Annotated in this window: 16 protein-coding genes; 6 read left to right on the forward strand and 10 right to left on the reverse strand. The window is 72.2% G+C overall.

The genetic code is table 11. The features are described from left to right. On the forward strand, positions 1-236 hold a 236-nt coding region (locus tag ABGB11_RS38865; RefSeq protein ID WP_347640515.1), incomplete at its 5' end, for a transketolase C-terminal domain-containing protein. A gap of 62 nt (positions 237-298) precedes the next feature. Next, complete coding sequence (locus ABGB11_RS38870) at positions 299-1,582, forward strand: SGNH/GDSL hydrolase family protein (RefSeq protein WP_347640516.1); 1,284 nt, start codon at positions 299-301, stop codon at positions 1,580-1,582. A 236-nt stretch (positions 1,583-1,818) separates the two neighbouring features. On the opposite strand, the gene ABGB11_RS38875 is transcribed toward ABGB11_RS38870, so the two are convergent. The 8 genes from ABGB11_RS38875 to ABGB11_RS38910 form a co-directional block, all read right to left on the reverse strand. Next, complete coding sequence (locus tag ABGB11_RS38875) at positions 1,819-2,142, reverse strand: NifU family protein (RefSeq protein WP_347640517.1); 324 nt, start codon at positions 2,140-2,142, stop codon at positions 1,819-1,821. Beyond that, positions 2,135-3,151, reverse strand: a complete 1,017-nt coding sequence (locus ABGB11_RS38880; RefSeq protein ID WP_347640518.1) for an amidohydrolase family protein — start codon at positions 3,149-3,151, stop codon at positions 2,135-2,137. The genes ABGB11_RS38875 and ABGB11_RS38880 overlap by 8 nt, the downstream gene beginning before the upstream one ends. 25 nt (positions 3,152-3,176) lie before the next feature. Continuing rightward, on the reverse strand, positions 3,177-4,109 hold the full coding sequence (locus tag ABGB11_RS38885) for an NAD-dependent epimerase/dehydratase family protein (RefSeq protein WP_347640519.1): 933 nt from the start codon (positions 4,107-4,109) through the stop codon (positions 3,177-3,179). A 23-nt stretch (positions 4,110-4,132) separates the two neighbouring features. Continuing rightward, complete coding sequence (locus ABGB11_RS38890; RefSeq protein WP_347640520.1) at positions 4,133-5,257, reverse strand: sugar ABC transporter substrate-binding protein; 1,125 nt, start codon at positions 5,255-5,257, stop codon at positions 4,133-4,135. Next, on the reverse strand, positions 5,254-6,264 hold the full coding sequence (locus ABGB11_RS38895) for an ABC transporter permease (protein ID WP_347640521.1): 1,011 nt from the start codon (positions 6,262-6,264) through the stop codon (positions 5,254-5,256). Before ABGB11_RS38895 ends, ABGB11_RS38890 begins: the two co-directional genes overlap by 4 nt. 20 nt (positions 6,265-6,284) lie before the next feature. Continuing rightward, on the reverse strand, positions 6,285-7,805 hold the full coding sequence (locus tag ABGB11_RS38900; RefSeq protein ID WP_347640522.1) for a sugar ABC transporter ATP-binding protein: 1,521 nt from the start codon (positions 7,803-7,805) through the stop codon (positions 6,285-6,287). 392 nt (positions 7,806-8,197) lie between these two features. Further along, entirely contained in the window at positions 8,198-8,992 is a 795-nt protein-coding gene (locus tag ABGB11_RS38905; RefSeq protein ID WP_347640523.1) for an IclR family transcriptional regulator, read from the reverse strand. 54 nt (positions 8,993-9,046) lie between these two features. Further along, positions 9,047-9,949, reverse strand: a complete 903-nt coding sequence (locus tag ABGB11_RS38910) for a LysR family transcriptional regulator (protein ID WP_347640524.1) — start codon at positions 9,947-9,949, stop codon at positions 9,047-9,049. Positions 9,950-10,051: 102 nt separating this feature from the next. Here ABGB11_RS38910 and ABGB11_RS38915 point away from each other — a divergent pair, with 102 nt between their 5' ends. The 4 genes from ABGB11_RS38915 to ABGB11_RS38930 are packed head-to-tail and all read left to right on the forward strand — an operon-like array spanning position 10,052 to position 13,845. After that, the gene (locus tag ABGB11_RS38915; RefSeq protein WP_347640525.1) at positions 10,052-10,477 is read left to right on the forward strand and encodes a hypothetical protein; all 426 of its coding nucleotides are present in this window, start codon (positions 10,052-10,054) and stop codon (positions 10,475-10,477) included. Between the two features lie 23 nt (positions 10,478-10,500). Next, the gene (locus tag ABGB11_RS38920) at positions 10,501-11,844 is read left to right on the forward strand and encodes an MFS transporter (protein WP_347640526.1); all 1,344 of its coding nucleotides are present in this window, start codon (positions 10,501-10,503) and stop codon (positions 11,842-11,844) included. Further along, positions 11,841-12,770 (forward strand): alpha/beta hydrolase, encoded by a 930-nt coding sequence (locus ABGB11_RS38925; protein ID WP_347640527.1) that lies wholly within the window; start codon positions 11,841-11,843, stop codon positions 12,768-12,770. Before ABGB11_RS38920 ends, ABGB11_RS38925 begins: the two co-directional genes overlap by 4 nt. 16 nt (positions 12,771-12,786) lie before the next feature. Beyond that, entirely contained in the window at positions 12,787-13,845 is a 1,059-nt protein-coding gene (locus ABGB11_RS38930; RefSeq protein WP_347640528.1) for an SDR family oxidoreductase, read from the forward strand. A gap of 202 nt (positions 13,846-14,047) precedes the next feature. On the opposite strand, the gene ABGB11_RS38935 is transcribed toward ABGB11_RS38930, so the two are convergent. Both ABGB11_RS38935 and ABGB11_RS38940 read right to left on the reverse strand, forming a co-directional pair. Next, entirely contained in the window at positions 14,048-15,082 is a 1,035-nt protein-coding gene (locus ABGB11_RS38935) for a LysR family transcriptional regulator (RefSeq protein ID WP_347640529.1), read from the reverse strand. 33 nt (positions 15,083-15,115) lie between these two features. Next, entirely contained in the window at positions 15,116-16,246 is a 1,131-nt protein-coding gene (locus ABGB11_RS38940; RefSeq protein ID WP_347640530.1) for a CoA transferase, read from the reverse strand. Positions 16,247-16,250 lie beyond the last annotated feature (4 nt).

Here is a 16,250-nt window from a genome sequence, read left to right on the forward strand (position 1 = left end):
TGGACGCCGCACGGCGGTCGGGGCTCCTGCTCACCGTGGAGGAGCACAGCATCCTGGGCGGGCTCGGCGGCGCGGTCGCCGAGACCGTCGCGGGGGCGGGCCTCGCCGCCCGGGTCGCCCGGCACGGCATCGCGGACGAGTACGCCCTCATCGGCCCCCCGACGCACCTCTACCGCCACTACGGCCTCGACGCCGACGGCATCGAGGCGGCCGCGCTCCGGGCACTCGCCGCCTGAACGGGCCCGGCCGCGCCGCGGCCGGGTGCACTACCGCCCACGCCTGTTCCGAGGAGGACTTGATGGCGATGGCATGGTCGAAAAAGCGGCCGAAGCGGGCCTTGCTCGGCTCGCTGACGGTCGGCATCCTTCTGACCGGTACCGGGGGTGTGACGGCGCCGGCCGAAGCACGGTCACCGGCCGGAACGGAAACCGCCTGGACCGGTGGGTGGTCGGCGTCCGTCCAGCGGCCCAGCACCGGCTTCGAGCCGAACTGGTCCCTGGAGGGTTTCGCCGGCCAGAGCGTCCGGCAGGTGGTACGGGTCAGTGTCGGTGGGTCGGCGTTGCGGATCCGGCTGTCCAACCGCTACGGCACGACCCCGCTCCGCGTTGCGGGCGCCACCGTCGCCGTCGCCGGCGACGGGGCGTCGGTGAGCCCGGGGACGGTGCGCCGGCTGACGTTCCGGCGGGGGACCTCGGCGGTGATCCCCGCGGGGACGGAGATCCTCAGCAACCCGGCGGCGCTGCGCGTCGGGCCGCTCCAGAAGGTCACCGTGACGTTGTACTTCGCCGAGGCGACCGGACCCGCGACCTTCCATGCCCAGGCTTACGCCACGAGCTACCGTGCCGACGGGAATCATCTGCGGGACCAAGGCGCGAGCGCGTTCTCGCAGACCACCCACTCCTGGTACTACCTGTCGGACGTGCAGGTCCTGGGTGGACGCCCGGCCCGGAACACGGTCGTGACCCTGGGCGACTCCATCACCGACGGCTTCGGCTCCACGGTGGACGCCGACAACCGGTACCCCGACGAACTGGCCGAGCGCTTCGCGGCCGCCGGCCGTCCGCGCAGCGTGCTGAACGCCGGTATCGGCGGCAACCTGCTCCTGAACGACTCGGCGTGGTACGGCGAGAGCGCCCTCGCCCGCCTGCGCCGCGACGTGCTGGACGAGCCGGGGGTGAAGGCGGTGATCGTGCTGGTGGGCACCAACGACATCGGCTTCAGCGAGGTGGACGAGCCGACCTTCGAGCCCGATCCCGATCTGTCCGTGCCGGAGCTGGTGGCGGGATACCGCGTTCTCATCGCCCGGTCCCGCGCCCGCGGGATCAGGGTGGTCGGCGGCACCGTCCTGCCGTTCAAGGGGTCCTTCTACGACACCCCGCGCGCCGAGGCCAAGCGCACGGCGATCAACCGGTGGATCCGGACGTCGGGCGAGTTCGACGCCGTCGCCGACTTCGACCGGGCGCTGGCCGATCCCGCCGATCCGGCGGCGATCCGGTCGGCGTACGCCTCCGCGGACCACCTGCACCCCAACGACGACGGATACCGCCTCATGGCCGAGGTCGCCGAGGCGGCCCTGCGCTGACCCGTCTCCCCGGGCGGATCCCGGGGCGAGCCGAACGTCCGGCGGCCGACATCCACGTCGGCCGCCGGACGTTCGTCGTCGGCCGCGAGCGCTCGGCGCGAATCACCGGCCGGAGCGGGAGGGGGCACGGAGAGGCGGCCGGACGGGCGCGCTGGCAGGGCACGACGGTGGAGAGCGCCGAGCCGATGCCCAGGGGGTGGGCATCGGCTCGGACGTCGTGCGTCGCCGGACTCCGTTCAGCCGTCCATCGGACGGGCGCCGAGCGCGATGGCCATGCGCTGCAGTGCCCGCCGTGACGCGTGCACGTGCGCACTCCTGACCTCGCGCACACCGGGGACGTCCATCAGGGCGGTGCGCACCGGCCCGACGTAGGTCATGGGCAGGTTGGGGCAGGCGCGGCAGGCGCCGGAGAAGGCCACGGACACGACGCCGTCGTCGATGCCGGTGATCTCGGCGTCGCCGCCGTGGCCGACGATCAGCGGCCGGACGCCGTCGAGGGCGGCCCTGACCGCGTCGGGATCGGGAACGGCCGCGGGCTGTGGGACGTGTTCGTCAGGCATCGCCGGTCAGCCCCAGCTCGCGCTTCTTGGCCGCCACGTCGATACCGAGGCCATCGGCGAAGTTGATGCCGAAGATCCGTTCCTTGGTCTCCCGGGTCAGTTCGGGATACCCGTACCGGTCCTGGAGCTCTTCGGGCATCTCCATGGTCGCCAGCGCGTCGATGTAGGTCTGCACGTGCGGCCAGATGAAGGCCTCCGAGCCGTAGCAGACCCTGGTGTCGCCGCACATCAGCAGCGTCTGGCCGAGCCGGTGCAGCATCGGCCATGGCTGCAGGAAGTACTGGTTGAACCACAGCGGCAGGACGAGGTAGACGTTGTCGAACCTGCTCGCGATGCTGATCAGCTCGTCGACATAGGGGTCGCCGAGGTGGTGGACGCCGAAGTTCAGGTCGGGGAAGTCCAGCGCGGCGAGCTGGATGTCGTTGGGGCGAAAGCCCTCGACGGGCTGCCGGCCGAGCGGGAAGCCCTTGTGGAACTGGACCATCTTGATGCCGAGTTCCTGGGCCTTCTCCCACAGCGGGTAGGCGATCTCCCGGTCGTCGGCCCGCCAGTTATGGTCGCGATCCTGGTACTGGTAGAACTTGAAGCTGACCGCGCCCCACTCGTGGACCTGGCGTTCCATCTCCTCCAGCGCGAAGTCGAGGCCCTGCCACGAGGGGTCGACGCCGCCGGTGAAGTAGATCCTCGAAGGGTTGGACGCCGCCAGCTCGTAGCTCAGCTCGGCCGGGCCAAGGCCCGCCTTCCAGTGCGCGTAGAGCGGTACCGAGCACGCCATCGCCACGTCGGTGTCGGATTCCTCGAACAGCACCTTGTTGGCCCAGTCCAGGTCGACCGGCTCGCCGAACCCGGGGAAGGCCGGAGGCCCCTTCCGCGCGGTCAGCTCGGTGAACCCTTTGACCTGCTCGCGCAGGACGCGCACGGGCCGGGCGTCGCGCGGTTCGCGGATCTGCCGGTCGGTGAAGTCCTGCGTGTGCACAGCCGCGTCGAAGACGAACATCCCGTCTTTCACTGCTGATCCCTTCTGCATGTGCGGTTCAGGAGTCGCCCTGCACGTGATCGTGCGGGTCCGCCTTGTGCGCCCACAGGCGCCGGTACGAGCCCGCCTCGATTTCGTCGAGCAGGCTCGGACCCTGCGGTTCCCAGCCGAGTTCTTCACGGGCCCTGCGCGAGTCGACCCGGCTGTTGCTGGACAGCGCGACGTCGACCCAGCGCCGCCCGAACGCCGCGTACGCGACCTCCGGCTCGCAGGACTCCGCCTCGTCCAGGCCGACCAGCCGCGCGACGGCCTCGGCGATGTCGCCCATGCGGGCCTCGCCGGCGGCGAGGTTGTACACGCTGCCGGCCTCGGCCTTCTGCACGGCCAGCAGGTACGCCTCGGCCAGGTCGCCCAGGTAGACGTTGCCCCAGCGGTTCTCGCCCTTGCCGACGTACAGGCTGCGCCCGGAGGTCAGGGCCTGGCGGATGAGCAGCGGGAGCTGCTCGCTGGCTCCGTGGTCGTACACCATCGAGGGACGGATGACGATCGTGTGGACCCCCCGCGCGGCGGCCTCCTGGACGGCCAGATCGGTGGCATAGCGGACGGCCACCACCTCGGCCGGGGTGTGCTCGGCGTCCTCGGTGAAGATCCGCTCGTTCAGGTCCCCCTGCGCGAGATCGGTGTAGACGCCGGTGCCGCTGGTGCGCACGTACTTCTTGCCGGTGCCGGCGAGCGCGTCCAGCAGCGCGTAGGTGGAGTCGGCGTGGTCGGCGCTGGCGGTGTCGATGACGATGTCGGCCGCTGCGGCGGCCTCCGCCAGGCGCCCGATGTCGTCGAGGCTTCCGTGCACGGGGGTGATGCCCCACGCCTGGAGCGTCGCGGCGGCCACCCGGCTGCGCGCGAGGCCGAGCACCCGGTGCCCGGCGATCTGGAACCGGGTGCACACGGCCCGTCCGATGTAGCCGTTGGCGCCGGTGACGAGAACGGTCATTGATGGGTCCCTCTTCTCGCTGGTCACTTCAGAACGATCTTGAAAGCGCCCTCGTCCACGGACGGGTTGTGCGTCCGGGACAGCGCCTTGGCGTCGTAGTCGGGCAGGGCGTCGATGAACTGGGCCTTGTACGCCGCGACGTTGTCCTTGGTCACCGGCAGGGTGTTGAGGACGACCGCCCGGTTCGACCGCGGGTGGCCCTTGACGGCGTCGTAGGTCATGACGAGCGCCAGGCCGCCGTTGACGAACTCGCCGCCCGGCGAGACCAGCATCTGCCCGGCCTGGATGGCCTTGACCCCCTCGGCCGTGCCGTCGATGCTGGCCACCTTCACCTTGGAGAGCGCGCCGGCCGCGTCGAGCGCCTGGATGGCTCCGACCGCGGAGCCGTCGTTGAAGGCCCACAGGCAGTTGAACTGCGGTCCGGGGAATCGCGCCAGGAAGTTCTGGGTGGCCTTGAGGCCGGTCTCGGGCAGTTCCACGGGACGCTGCGGGGAGCCCAGGATCGTCAGGCCCAGTTCCCCGGCCTTGGAGGTGAACCCCTTCAGCCGGGAGTCGGCGACCGAGTTGCCCTGCAGGCCGCTCATGGCGACGACCTTCTTGCAGCCGGCCTTGCTCAGCGCCGTGGCGCCGGCCGCCCCGTCACCGGCGTCGTCGCCGACGACATAGCCCGCGTAGTGGGACGCGTTGGCCTTGCTCGGCTCCACCCCCGGCTTGCGCGCCATGGCGGCGCACATGATGTCGGCGTTCTCGCAGGCTCTGAGCAGCCTCGGGCCGATCTCGGCGGTGATGGGCCCGAACACGATCCCGTCGACGCCCCGCGCGATGAGGTCCTGGACGTTCTTGAGCTGGGTGTCCTCCTTCTCCTGCGCGTCCGCGACGATGACCTTCACGCCGAGCTGCCCGCCCAGCTTGGTGGCGAAGTCGGCGTTGGCCTTCCAGTAGGAGTTGGCCAGCACGGGAACCGCGAAGCCGATGGTGAGCTCGTCGCCGCCCGAGTTCGCGCCGGCGGAACCGCAGGCGGACATCGCGAGCGCGAGGCCGGCGGCGGCCAGCGCGGCGGTCGCGCGGCGGGCGGTCGTGCCGGTGGCGTGGCGTTGCCGTCCGCGGCCGCCGGAGCGCCGGTGACCGGGAAGACGCGTGGCGTTCATTTGATGACTCCGATCTTGGAACGGTCAAGGGCGACGAAGACTGCGAGGACGAGGATCGCCCCCTGGATGATCTGCTGGATCTCCGGTGCTACACCGAGGATGACCAGCCCGTTGTTGAGGACGACGATGATGAGCGCGCCGATCGCGGTGTTCCAGACGTTGCCGATTCCGCCCGTCAGCGGGGTGCCGCCGAGGACCACGGCCGCGATCGCCGACAGCTCGAAACCGGTGGCCGCCTGGGCCGTCGCGGCGCCGAGCTGTCCGCTGAGCACCACTCCGCCCAGCCCGGCGAGCAGGCCGGAGATGACGAACACGCCGACCTTGACCCCGCGCACGGGGACTCCCGAGAGTGCGGAGACCCGTTCCTCGCCGCCGATCGACCGGGTGTAGCGGCCGAAGGTCGTCCCGTTCATCAGCGCGAAGGTCACCGCGAGCGCTCCGGCCAGCACGAAATAGATCCCCGGCTCGGTGCCCATCCAGGCGAGCGCACCTTCGGCGGGGGCGGACCGGGTTCCGGAGACGACGATGGTGAGGCCGCGGGCCACCGACAGCATGCCGAGCGTCACGATGAACGACGGCACGCGCAAGAGGCTGCAGATCAGCCCGTTCACCAGGCCGCACCCGGCGCCGACCAGCAGCCCGCACGCGATGCCCGCGGCGCCGCCCCCGTCGGCGGCGGCCATGGCGGCGACCATGCCGGCCAGTGCGGTGACCGACCCGACCGACAGGTCGATGGAGCCCGCCATCACCACGAAGGTCAGTCCGAAGCCGACGATGGCCACCACGCTCGCCTGCTGGACGAGGTTGGTCAGGTTGCCGACCGTCATGAAGCGGTCCCCGATGGTGAGCGTGTAGACGGCGACCAGGCCGGCCAGCCCCAGCAGGGGCAGTGCGCGGCTCAGTCCCGCCGTCCGCCGTGATCCGGCTCCGGCCGTGGGCGCGGGGGGTTCGCCGCCGTCGCGCGCCATCGTGCCCGGTACGGCGGAGCCGCCGAGAATCTTGGACATTTCTCCCCTCCTCGGGGTGGTCAGATCATCCGGGAGACCAGCGTTTCCTCGGTCGGCCGGGCATCCCGCACGGTGCGGTAGCTGACGGCGCCGCGGCGGAGCATGACGATGCGGTCGCTCATGCCCAGTAGTTCAGGGAGTTCGTCGGTGATGAGCAGGATGGCCGTCCCGGCGCGGGCCAGCCGCTGCATGAGGGCGTAGATCTCGGCCTTGGCGCCGACGTCGATGCCACGGGTGGGGTTGTGCAGGATCAGCAGCTTCGGCGGGTCCACCAGCCATTTCGAGAGGACGACCTTCTGCCGGTTGCCGCCGGAGAGGTTGGCCGGAAGGTCGGCGCCGCCGCGGCACCGGATCCCCAGGTCCTTGATCATCCGTTCGGTGATGCCGGCGTCGGCCCGGCCGCCGTACAGGCCGCCCGCCAGCGAGCGCTGCCGGAGGGTGGGGAGCGTGATGTTCTGCGACAGCGAACTCCGCAGCAGCACGCCCTCGCGGTCGCGGTCCGGCGGCACGTAGGCCACGCCCAGCCTGATCGCCTGCCGCGGGCCGGCGGGGGCGTACGGCCGGCCGCCCAGGGTGACCGTTCCGCTGTCGGCGCGCAGGTCCCCGAAGAGCGTCCTGGCCAGGTGCCCCGCGCCGCAGCCGACCAGCCCTCCGATGCCGAGGATCTCCCCCTCGCGCACGGTGAGGTCGATGTCCTCGTAGGCGTCCTGAAGGGTCAGGCCGGTGACCTTCAGGACCTCCTCGCCGCCGGTGCGGGCCTCGGTGTCGGCACGGTAGAGCGCCCCGGTGGGACGGCCGACCATCAGGCGGGTGAGTGTGTCGGGGTCGGAGTCGCCGGGCAGGGTCCGCATCAGCCGCCCGTCCTTGAGAACCGAGACCGTGTGGCAGACCTCGTGCACCTCTTCCAGGTAGTGCGAGATGTAGACGATGGCCACGCCGGCGTCGGTGAGCCCGCGCATGGCGTCGAACAGCAGGCCGAGCCGATCGTGGCCGAGGCAGGCGCTCATCTCGTCGATGAGCAGCACCGCGGGCTTGAAGTGGACCGCCCTGGCGAGCTCCACGAGTTTGCGGTCCTCCAGGCTGAGGCTGTCGGCGCGGACCCGGGGCGACACGTGCGGCGCGATCCGCTGGAGGGCGTCCCCGACCGAGCGCAGCGTCCGTCCCGGCAGCAGGACGCCGGCGCGGGAGGCGACCGAACCACGTCCGAGCAGGAAGTTCTCGGCCACGGTGAGCGAGGGCACCAGACCCGGCTCCTGCAGGACGATCTCCACGCCCCGGCGCCTGGCCTCGACGACGCTGCCCGGGGCGTAGGGCCGGCCGAGCAGTTCCATCGAGCCGCCGTCCGGTGACGTGAGGCCGGCGATCACGCCGAGCAGCGTCGACTTGCCCGCCCCGTTCTCGCCGAGCAGCCCGTGGACCTCCCCCTTTTTGATCTCAAGAATGCTGTCCGGAGTCCAGTCGAGCGCCTTGGTGGCGGCGTAGTGGCGGCGCAGGCCCCGCAGGGTCAGTGCGGCCGTGCTGCCGGAGACCGTGGTCGTCATCGGCGGGTACCTCCATCGCTGTCGGCGGGCCTTCCGGGACGGCCCCGGCCTGACACGGCCGCTGTGAGCGGAGCGCTAAGACGTCCATCACATTCTCACAGGATGGATTAGGTGTCCAGTGTTTGATAACAGTGGAATTCCTGCAGGCAGACTGACCGGCGGGTCGGGCGTTTCGGGCATGCGGTTCCGAAGCAACGGCGCGGGACGCGAGGCCGCCATGCCAAGTTGAGCGGTCGATCCGAGCAGGGGTGAGCGGAGCCGCCGTTGCCGGGCCGCCCGTCGTCACTCAACGTGACGAATGTCGGAGTGCGCCCGTAGCCCGGATGCGGTCTTCGCGGCCCCGGGATCCGGCTCCACCCGAGGAGCCCGTCCCGTCCGGGAGGTCTCGCCGATCAGGTCAGGGCGGAGGTCTGCCCGTCGGGCTCGCGATACCCCAGGGCGTGCGAGATCTCCCGGCCGCCGTCCACCAGCAGGCGCCGGACCCGGTCCGCGTCCTCGCCGAGGATGGCCTCGCGCACCCCGCTGATCGACAGGGCCGCCCGCACATGCCCCTGATAGTCCAGGACGGGCACCCCGAGGGCGGCGATGCCGATGGTGACGTCCTGGTCGCTGACGGACAGGCCGGTCCGCCGCACCTCTTCGAGGATCGCCACGAGGCCGTCGGCCGCGACGGGCGTCGAGGGGGTCAGCCCTTCGAGCGGCTCCCGCTCGGCGATGTAGCGCGCCCACAGGTCCCGGTCCTCGAACGCCAGCAGCGCCCGAGGGGCGGCGCCGGCGTGCAGCGGCAGCGGCCTGCCCAGCTTGAGCGCCAGGGACTGGACGCGACGGCCGGCGAGCCGCTCGATGCAGACCGCCTCCATGTCGCGGCGGACGCAGAGGAAGACCGTCTCGCCCGTCTCGGCGTGGATGCGCTCCATCACCGGCAGGGCGGAGTCGCGCTCATCGAATCGCTCGACGACCGCCGCCCCCAGTCGCACCAGGCGGATCCCCAGACGGTAGCGGCCCTTGCGCGGCCCCTGCTCGACCATGTCCAGCGTCTGAAGGCTGGCCAGGAGGCGGTAGACCGAGCTGCGCGGTTCGTTGAGGTCGTCCGCCAGTTCGGCCGCCGTCGCCTCGCCGCGCTCCGCAAGCAGGTCGAGCACCTTGACCGACTTGCGCACCAGATTCAGCCCGCCTTCTCCAGCCACCCGCCAAGGTTATCATGGTATGGACCTTGGGTTCGGTGGATGAGAGAGAGTAGGTCAGGTGGTCTCGGGGGTCGTGAGCAGGCCGGAGGCGTTCTCGACGAGCACGGCGAGGAAGGCGCTGCTCAGATCGTCCAGCCGGGTGCGCGCGTAGGCGGCCAGGACGCGGGTGACGGCGGGCGCGGGGCGGAGGACGTGGCCCTCGTAGCCGTCCGGGACGAGGTTGGCGGGGAAGAGGGCGGGGCCGAGACCGGCCGCCGCCAGGGTCGGCGCGGACGCGGTCTGCTCCGCGCGGACCGCGGTCTTCGGCCGGAACCCGGCGTCGTGGCAGGCCCGGTCCAGGATGGCGGCCAGGCCGTTGTCCGGGCCGTAGTGCACCCAGCGGCGGTCGCGCAGCGCCGCGAACCCGATCTCGGTGACGCCCTCGACGGCCAGCGGATCGTCCGCGGGGACGGCCACCACGAACTCCTCGGTGCCGAGCGTCCGGACCGGCCCGGCCCAGCCGGGCGGGAGCGGGCCGATGGCGAGGTCGGCCTGCCCGGCCGTCATCGCCTCGGCCAGCTCGGCGGCGTGCCGGTGCTCGAACAGCCGGACGTCGATCCCCGGGTGCCGCCGGCTCCAGGCGCGCAGCGCGGGGGGCAGCACGCCGATGCTGATCGAGTAGACCGTCGCGAGCCGCAGCTCCCCCGCGGTGAGGCCGGCCGCCTGCCGGACCGCCGACTCCGCGCGTGCCGCGTCGGAGAGGGCGGCCCGCGCGTGCGGGAGCATCGCGCGCCCGGCGGGCGTCAGCCCGACCGCGCGGGGCAGGCGCTCCAGGAGGGGCGCGCCGGCCGCCCGTTCCAGCGCCCGGATCTGGTGGGAGAGGGCCGGCTGCGTGACGTGCAGCGCTTCGGCCGCCCGGGTGAAGGACCCCTCGTCGACCACGGTGACCAGGTACTGGAGCTGGCGCAGGCTGAGCATGCACAGATTCTATCCAAGAGATGAAAAAGATGACTTGGACTTATGTGCGCAGGTCGGTCAACACTGGAGGGCACCGTTCATCCAGCGCTGAGGAGATCTGACGTGGCCTCTCTCGACGACCTTCCCCTGGCGGGCGAGACCGTGGCGAAGGACTTCGCCGGCTGGTCCGACGCCGTCCGGGCGGAGTTCGACGCGCGCGCGTTCAACGGGCACGTCGGGGGCCTGCTGCTCCACGAGACCGACCGGGTGCGGGTGTGGGACATCCGGCTCGCCCCGGGCGAGCGGCTCCCGGCGCACCGCCACGTCCTGGACTACTTCTGGACGGCGCTGACCGACGGCCGCAGCCGCCAGCACATTCACGACGGCACGACCAGGGAGGTCGCCTACCGGCGCGGCGAGACGCGCTCGTACACGTTCGGCCCGGGGGACTACCTGCTGCACGACCTGGAGAACACCGGTGACGGGCCGCTGGCCTTCATCACCGTGGAACTGCTGGAAAGCGCGAACCCGCCGCTGCCGCTCACCTGAGCGCCCACGGAAAGGCCCACCCCATGGCGGTCATCAACCGAACTCTCGACACCCCCCGGATAGCCCGTCCCCTCACCCCCCGCCAGGTCGGATTCGCGGCCATGTTCGGCAACGCGATCGAGCTGTACGACTTCATGCTCTACTCCTTCGTCGCGGCCACCGTCTTCGGCCCGCACTTCTTCCCGGGGTTCGAGCCGTGGCTCGGCACCCTCGCGGCGCTGACGGGGCACGCCGTGGGCTTCCTCGTCCGGCCCGCCGGCGCGGTGCTGTTCGGGCGGATGGGCGACCGGCTCGGCCGCCGGCCCGCGCTGCTGGCCTCGCTGCTGCTGATGGGGGTCGCCACCGTCGGCGTCGGGATGCTGCCGACCTACGCGGCCATCGGCGTGACCGCCCCGATCGCGCTCGTGACGCTGCGGGTCGCGCAGGGCCTCGCGGTGGGCGGCGAGTATCCGGGGGCGGTGGTGGTCGCCGTCGAGCACGCGCCGCCCGAGCGTGCCACGCTCTACGGTGCGTTCCCGCAGATCGGGAACATGATCGGCATTCTCCTGGCCGGGGTGTCCATGCTGGTGACGAACCTGGCCGTGGGCACCGACACCTGGCAGGCCTGGGGATGGCGCGTGCCGTTCTTCGCCACCGCGGTCCTCGTCGCCTTCGGCCTGGTGCTGCGGGTCCGGCTCACCGAGACCCCGGAGTTCGTCAAGGCGTCCGCGCGGATCGCGGCCGGCCGGGGCGCGCCGGGAGGCCTCGGCACGCTGCTGCGGGAGGCGCACCGGCCGCTGCTCACCTGCGTGCTGATGTGGATCGGCCCCGTGACCTTCGGGTACGCCTTCCTGACCAGCCTGCTGGCCTACGTGAAGAAGTACGAGCCGGGGCTGTCCACGACCGTGGTCCACTCCGGGCTCGTGGTGACGGCGGGCGCGCTCGTCCTGCTGGTGCTGGCGGGCGGACGCTACGGCGGACGATGGGGGAGCGACCGCGTGGTGATCGGGTCGGGGCTGCTCACGCTGCTCTGGGCCGTCCCGTCCTACCTGCTGATCGGGACCGGCGTCCCGGCCGCGCTGTGGCTGGCGATGGTGGTCGGGGCCGTCGCCTACGGCCTGTTCGGCGGCGTCGTCCCGGCGACCATGGCGCACCTGTTCCCGGTCGAGGTGCGCTACCTCGGCGTCGCGGTCGCCATCGCGGTGAGCACCCTGATCGGCGGCGGGCTCATGCCGCTGGCCGCGCTCGCGCTGGTCGGACGCTACGACGGATCGGCCGTCCCGATGATGGTGATGATGGCCGCGGCAGGTCTCGCGACCGTCGCCGGCGGCGTGCGGCTGCGCCGTGCGAGGCCCGCGCCCGCGGCCGGGGAGCGGGCCGAGACATGACGCTGGACCCGCAGGCGGCCGCCGTCCTGGAGCGGGAGTGGCCCCGCGCGGACGGCCCGCCGACGGTGGACGAGGCCCGCGCTCGCACGCGCGGCCTCGTCCGCCTGCAGGCCGCTCCCCAGCCGGTCGCCCGGGTCGACGAGGCGGTCGTCCCCGGAACCGGTGTGCGGATCCGCGTCTACCGCCCGGCCGGACAGGAGCCTTTCGGCTGCCTCGTCCTGCTGCACGGCGGCGGCTGGGTGACCGGCGACCTGGACACCCACGACCGGCCCGCCCGGCGGCTGGCGCGCGCGTCCGGCTGCGCGGTCGTCGCCGTCGCCTACCGCAGGCCGCCCGAGCATCCCTTCCCGGCCCCGCTGGACGACTGCCTGGAGGCGATCCGCTGGGTCCACCGCGACGCCGCCCGGCTCGGGATCGACCCCGCCCGCATCGGCGTCGCCGGGGACAGCGCGGGCGGCAACCTCGCGGCGGCGGCCTGCCTGCGGGCCCGCGACGAGGGCGGCCCGGCCCTCGCGTTCCAGGCGCTGATCTACCCGGCCACCGACGCCGCCTGCGCCACGCCCTCCTACGACGCCTTCGGGACGGGGTACGGCCTGCGGCGCGACACCATGACCTGGTACTGGAACCACTACCTGGGCGGCGCCGACGGGGACGACCCGTACGCGTCGCCCCTCAGAGCCCTGGACCTCGGCGGGCTTCCGCCGGCCTTCGTGGCCACCGCCGAGTACGACCCCGTGCGCGACGACGGCGAGCTCTACGCGGCCCGGCTGGCCGAGGCCGGCGTGCCGGTCGTGCGCGACCGCTACGACGGGATGATCCACGCCTTCCTCCTCATGGACGGCGTCCTGGACCGCACCGCCGCGCTGATCGAGGAGACCGCCCGCGAGGCGGCCCGGCATCTCTCACCCGCGAACGACAACCGATAAGGGCTGGAAGGAAATCATGCAGACAGAACCCAAGGTGGCGCTGGTCGTCGGAGCCCAGGGCGTCATCGGCCGGCGGCTGGTGGAGCACCTGGCGGAGCTGGGCGACTGGGACGTCGTCGGCCTGTCGCGCCGCGGCGGGACGGACTCCGGCCGCGTCCGCCACCTGTCGGTCGACCTGCTGGACCGCGACGACTGCGCCAAGCGGCTCGGCGAGCTGACCCACGTCACCCACATCTTCTACGCCGCCTACCAGGACCGGCCGACGTGGGCCGAGCTGGTGCCGCCGAACCTGGCCATGCTCGTCAACGTGGTCGACGCCGTGGAACCCGTCGCGAAGGGCCTGCGCCACATCAGCCTGATGCAGGGGTACAAGGTCTACGGGGCGCACCTCGGCCCGTTCAAGACCCCGGCCCGCGAGGACGACGCGCCGCACATGCCGCCGGAGTTCAACGTCGACCAGCAGGACTTCCTGGAGCGCCGCCGGCAGGGCGCGTCCTGGACCTGGTCGGCGATCCGTCCCTCCGTGGTCTGCGGCTTCGCGCTCGGCAACCCGATGAACCTGGCCATGGTGATCGCCGTCTACGCGTCGATCGCCAAGGAGCTGAAGGTGCCGCTGCGCTTCCCGGGCAAGCCCGGCGCCTACGGGTCGCTGCTGGAGATGACCGACGCCGGCCTGCTCGCCCGCGCCACCGTCTGGGCGGCGACCGACGAGCGCTGCGCCGACCAGGCGTTCAACATCAACAACGGCGACCTCTTCCGCTGGAGCTCCATGTGGCCGAAGATCGCCCGCTTCTTCGACCTGGAGGCGTCCGACCCCCTGCCCATGAGCCTGGACACGGTCATGGCCGACAAGGGGCCGCTCTGGACGTCCATGACCGAGAAGCACGGACTGGAGCCGCACCCGTACGAGCAGCTCGTCTCCTGGCCCTTCGGCGACTTCGTCTTCTCCTGGGACTACGACATGTTCGCCGACGGCTCCAAGGCCCGCCGCTTCGGCTTCCACGAGTTCGTCGACACGGAGAAGATGTTCCTCGGCATCTTCGCCGACCTCCGCACCCGCCGGATCATTCCCTGACCCGTCACCGGGTCGCGCCCTCGCCCTCGGCACCGCTCGCGACGGCCGGGGGCGGGGGCGAGCAGTCGAGACCGGCCATGAGCTTCTCGTACCGGTGCGCGATGGCGTACGCCCGGGCCACGTCCAACGCATCGCCGAATGCCTCAAGCGCGAACTGGACCCGGCAGGCATCCTGGGCCGGCGCACCCCCTGATCCCTGCGGTCAGAGGTCGCCGCCGGGGTGGGGGACCGGAGTGAGGTTCAGGGTGTAGGGGGTCTCTTCCAGGCGCTGGTAGGCGGTCTCGATGACGCTGTCGGCGTCGATGGCGGCCTCCAGGAGCGTCATGCCGCGGTCGGTGCGGGCGGTGATGGCGCGTTGCCAGCGGTCGAGGTTCTCCCTGCTGAGTTCGAGGAACTTGCGGGTCGGCATCGACAGCGGGGTGCTGGGCGTGACGGCGTAGATGGCCCGCGAGGTCAGCGGCTCGATCATGCGCAGGTTCGCTCCGCGGCGGCGCGCGTCCAGCGCCTGGCGCATCGGCAGGAGCGCGGCCCCCGCGCCGGCGATGATGAACGGGACGAGCCCCGCGGGCTCGCTGACGTCGACGACGACCGCGGGCTCGACCGCGGCGGTGTCGCGGATGGAGTCGAGGTAGGGGCGCCCGAACCCGCGGTCGACGATCATCGGGAGGCCGTCGAGCAGGGCGATGGGGACCGGGTCGGGGAACTCGTTGCGCCAGCCGGGCGGCAGCGCGAGGACGACCTCCCCCTCGCCGATGTGGACGCACTCGATGCCCTGGCGCGTCACGGGGGCGACGGTGTAGGCGAGCTCGGCCTCGCCCGTCCGGAGCAGGGCGACGATCTCGTCGGTGTCCCCGTGGTGCTGGGTGAGCCGCAGGGTGAGGCCCGGGTGCCTGCGGCGGAAGTGGCCCACCCACGCGGCGAGGAAGCTCGTCGTGAGCGAGGCGGAGATCGCCAGGTCGACCCGCCCGCGTTCCAGCCCCCGGTAGCTCTCGGCGACCTGGCGCGCCCGGTGCATGTCGCGGACCACCTGGCGGGCCGGGCCGACGAGCGCCTCGCCCGCCGGGGCGAGCACCAGCCCGCGCCCGACCCGGCGGAACAGCTCGACGCCGAGGTCGCTCTCCAGCCGGCGGATGATCTGCGACAGGGACGGCTGCGCCAGGTAGAGCGCCGACGCGGCCCGGGTGATGCTGCCCTGGTCGACGACGGCGAGGAAGCATTCGAGCTCGCGGACGTTCATGAGGGCGATCCAAACGGTCGGTTCACGGACGGGTCAAGGCTCCCGCCAGGCGGGCGCCTCCGAGTCGGCTCCGGTCCGGGGCACCGCCCGGTCCGCCGCGGGCGCCACGCCGTCCAGAGCGAAGGGCAGGGACGGGACGGCGTAGCGCTCGCCGTCCGGGCCGATGCCCGTGGTGAGGATCCCGCTCGCGTGCACGTCCGCCGCCGCGGCCACGTCCCGGTAGGTGCGGACCTCCGCCGCGACGATGCCGTGCTCGGCCAGCAGCGCGAGGCAATTCTCGGTCGAGAGGGCGCCGAGGGCCTGCGAGATCTCCGCGAGGAGCGCCTTCCGGTTGGCCACCCGGGACGGGTTGTCGGCGAACCGGGGGTCGTCGAGCATCCACGGCTTGTCGATGAAGCGGCACAGCCGCGCGAAATGCTCGGGGGTGTACGCCGAGACGACGATGGTCCCGTCGGAGGTGTGGACGAGGTCGGCGGCGGGCGCCACGGTCGCCTGCCCGTTCCCCTTGCGCCGCGGCTCCTGGCCGGCGGCGTGCCATTCGCCCCACATGGCGGACTGGAGATGGATCGCGGCGTCCAGCAGGGAGACCTCGGCCACCCCGCCCTCGCCGGTGCGCTCCCGGCGCAGGAGCGCGGCGAGGACGGCCTGGACGACCGCGTAGCTCGCGGCGACGTCGGCGATCGGGAACCCGACCCGGAGCGGATCGCCGTCCTGCTCCCCGTTGATCGACATCAGCCCGCTCTCGGCCTGCGCGGCGATGTCGAGGCCGGGCCGGTGCGCCGAGGGACCCGCTGAGCTGAACCCGCTGACCGAGACGAAGACGAGCCGGGGGTGCGCGGCCCGCAGGTCGTCCGGCCCGAGGCCGAGCCGGGCCAGCGCTCCGGCCCGGAGGTTCTGCACGACGACGTCCGCCCCGGCGATCAGCCGGAGGGCCGTCTCCCTGTCGGCCTCTTGTTTGAGGTCGAGGACCACCGAGCGCTTCCCGCGGTTGAAGGCGAGGACGATGCCCTCGCCGTAGGCGCCGATGCCGCGCGCCTGGTCTCCGTCCGGGGGCTCGATCTTGACGACGTCGGCGCCGAGGTCGCACAGCAGCTGCGTCGCCGCGGGCGCCGCGATGTAGTGACCGAACTCGACGACTCGGATTCCCGCGAGTGGTGTGGTCATGCCG

Source organism: Actinomadura sp. B10D3, from assembly GCF_039871695.1.
Taxonomy (GTDB): domain Bacteria; phylum Actinomycetota; class Actinomycetes; order Streptosporangiales; family Streptosporangiaceae; genus Spirillospora; species Spirillospora madurae.

Excerpts from the sequence above, each read along its gene's own strand:
- ABGB11_RS38870 (WP_347640516.1), top strand. The coding sequence starts at position 299 with ATGGCGATGGCATGGTCGAAAAAGCGGCCGAAGCGGGCCTTGCTCGGC.
- ABGB11_RS38875 (WP_347640517.1), bottom strand. The coding sequence starts at position 2,142 with ATGCCTGACGAACACGTCCCACAGCCCGCGGCCGTTCCCGATCCCGAC.
- ABGB11_RS38885 (WP_347640519.1), bottom strand. The coding sequence starts at position 4,109 with ATGACCGTTCTCGTCACCGGCGCCAACGGCTACATCGGACGGGCCGTG.
- ABGB11_RS38890 (WP_347640520.1), bottom strand. The coding sequence starts at position 5,257 with ATGAACGCCACGCGTCTTCCCGGTCACCGGCGCTCCGGCGGCCGCGGA.
- ABGB11_RS38895 (WP_347640521.1), bottom strand. The coding sequence starts at position 6,264 with ATGTCCAAGATTCTCGGCGGCTCCGCCGTACCGGGCACGATGGCGCGC.
- ABGB11_RS38900 (WP_347640522.1), bottom strand. The coding sequence starts at position 7,805 with ATGACGACCACGGTCTCCGGCAGCACGGCCGCACTGACCCTGCGGGGC.
- ABGB11_RS38910 (WP_347640524.1), bottom strand. The coding sequence starts at position 9,949 with ATGCTCAGCCTGCGCCAGCTCCAGTACCTGGTCACCGTGGTCGACGAG.
- ABGB11_RS38920 (WP_347640526.1), top strand. The coding sequence starts at position 10,501 with ATGGCGGTCATCAACCGAACTCTCGACACCCCCCGGATAGCCCGTCCC.
- ABGB11_RS38925 (WP_347640527.1), top strand. The coding sequence starts at position 11,841 with ATGACGCTGGACCCGCAGGCGGCCGCCGTCCTGGAGCGGGAGTGGCCC.
- ABGB11_RS38930 (WP_347640528.1), top strand. The coding sequence starts at position 12,787 with ATGCAGACAGAACCCAAGGTGGCGCTGGTCGTCGGAGCCCAGGGCGTC.
- ABGB11_RS38935 (WP_347640529.1), bottom strand. The coding sequence starts at position 15,082 with ATGAACGTCCGCGAGCTCGAATGCTTCCTCGCCGTCGTCGACCAGGGC.
- ABGB11_RS38940 (WP_347640530.1), bottom strand. The coding sequence starts at position 16,246 with ATGACCACACCACTCGCGGGAATCCGAGTCGTCGAGTTCGGTCACTAC.